This is a genomic window from Pseudomonas sp. 1176_21 (assembly GCF_052850635.1).
Genome location: NZ_VXCV01000028.1, coordinates 1 through 1,885, shown reverse-complemented (window position 1 = coordinate 1,885; position 1,885 = coordinate 1). Strand labels below are relative to the sequence as shown.

The 1,885-nt window shown below is 66.3% G+C and carries 2 protein-coding genes; both read right to left on the bottom strand.

The window, feature by feature from the left end:
- Nucleotides 1-1,289 (bottom strand): type VI secretion system tip protein TssI/VgrG (gene tssI, locus FW760_RS25915; RefSeq protein WP_446444108.1); only part of this gene is annotated, 1,289 nt, incomplete at its 3' end.
- Nucleotides 1,290-1,380: 91 nt separating this feature from the next.
- Nucleotides 1,381-1,885: Hcp family type VI secretion system effector (locus FW760_RS25910; RefSeq protein ID WP_446444107.1), on the bottom strand; the 505-nt coding region annotated here is incomplete at its 5' end.

The window sequence follows — 1,885 nt, the reverse complement described above, 5'->3', positions numbered from 1 at the left end:
AGCGAGATGGCGCCGAAGCTGCTCTGGCTGGCCCAGTTGGAGGCCACGCGCATCCAGCAGGTGGTCTTGTCGTCCGACTGGCCTTCGCGGTCCCAGAAGAACTGCACCTTGACCCGGCCGTACTCGTCGCAATAGATCTCCTCGCCCTCGGGGCCGGTCACTACCGCACGTTGCGCACCCAGCACTTTGGGCTTGGGATGCCTCAGCGGCGGTCGATACGGCACGTCCCACGGCGTGGCGCAGAAGCGGTTGCGATAGCCCTGGTGGAAGTCGTCCTTGAGGTCGGTGACGTCGCTGCTGATCACCTCTTCGAGCACCTGCGGCTGCTTGCCTTCGTGGATGATTTCGGTGAGCAGCCACAGGTCGTTCCAGGCCGGGTTGGCGTGTTCGGTCAGACTCAGAAAATGCCCGCTGACCAGGCTCGGCTGGTCGCTGCGGCCCTCGGCCAGGCGGTAGTCGCTGCGGTGGCGCTCCAGGGCGCGGGTGGCCAGGTGCTTGCCGCGCGCGCGGTCGCTGAAGCGCGCCGGGTAGTCGTAGTCTTCCAGGTCCGGCGCAGCACCGCTGTCGGCGTCGCTTTCGAGCTGGATGCGCGGTTTGGTGAAGTCGTAGTCGCGCCGCGTGGTGCGGCTGGTGCGCGTGGCCAGGCGCAGGCCGAAGCGCTTGATCACCGGTACGTCGGCCACCAGCCCGGTGTCCTGCTGGTAGGCCACCGGGGCCAGTGTGGGGAATACGGTCTGGTCGTCGCCGAACACCAGCGCATGGCCCTGCGGGCTGTGCTGGAAGTGGTAGTGGATGCCCTCCTCCTCGCACAGGCGCTGGATGAAGTGCAGGTCGGACTCGTCGTACTGCACGCAGTACACCCGCTCGGGGTACACCGCGCCGAGCACGAAGCGGTGGTCGCTGGCGAGGATGCCGTGCTCCTCGAGCACCTGGGCGATGATCTGCGGCACCGTCTTGTACTGGAAGATGCGCTGGTTGATGCGGTGCGCCAGGTACGCCAGCTGCGGGCGCAGCACCAGCCGGTAGCGCGACAGGCGCCGCCCCGCTTCGCCCTGCGCGGCGCTGTAGACCAGCCCGTGAATGCCGCTGCCGCTGGGCGACAGCTGCAGGAAGGCGAGCGTGTGCAGGAGGGATTCGAGGTTCAGCGACGCCCGTTCACTGACCAGCTCCAGTTCGAATTCGAACGGCTGGCTGAGCGCTTCGCGCCCGCTGAACGACAGCACCTGAAAGTCGCTGTCGACCCCGTCCAGGGTCAGGGTGAAATGGGGCTGGTTGGCCGCTGAGAACATCCGATGTTCCTCCCGCTGCAAAAACTGGGGTGACAGGCTGCCCCGGCCGGCCATGCTGGCTGGCTGGCCGGGGCAGTGAACTAACGCAGGCTTAGCCGGCGACCGGGGTACGCCAGTCGTCCGAGCCGGAGGTACCGGACACTTCGTGGGTCCAGGTGATCTTGCGGTAGGTGAAGTGCACGTCTTCGAGGTGGGTGAAGTGCGCGTTGGCCGGGTCCTGGCAGTTGTGCATGTAGTCCTTGATGTCGACGATGATCGCGTCTTCGAGCTTGGTGGTGAAATAGTGCTCCTGGGTGCCGGCCGCCGAGGTGCGGTACCAGTGGATGACGATTTCGGTCAGGCGCTCGCCGGAGGTCAGCGCGGCCAGCAGCAGGGGCGACGCCTTGTCGAAGACCTTGGTGATGACCACCGGCTTGTGCACGCGCTGGCCGGTCGGCTGACCGGACTGCGGGTCGCGCGGGATGATCACTTCGTGGTTGAAGCCCTGGACCATGACCTGGTCTTCGTGGCCTTCCTGGTAGGTGTTGCCGACCGAATCGGCGGTGAAGGCACCGGCGGTGATCAGGCCTTGTTTGGTGCCGGTGACGGACATGTAG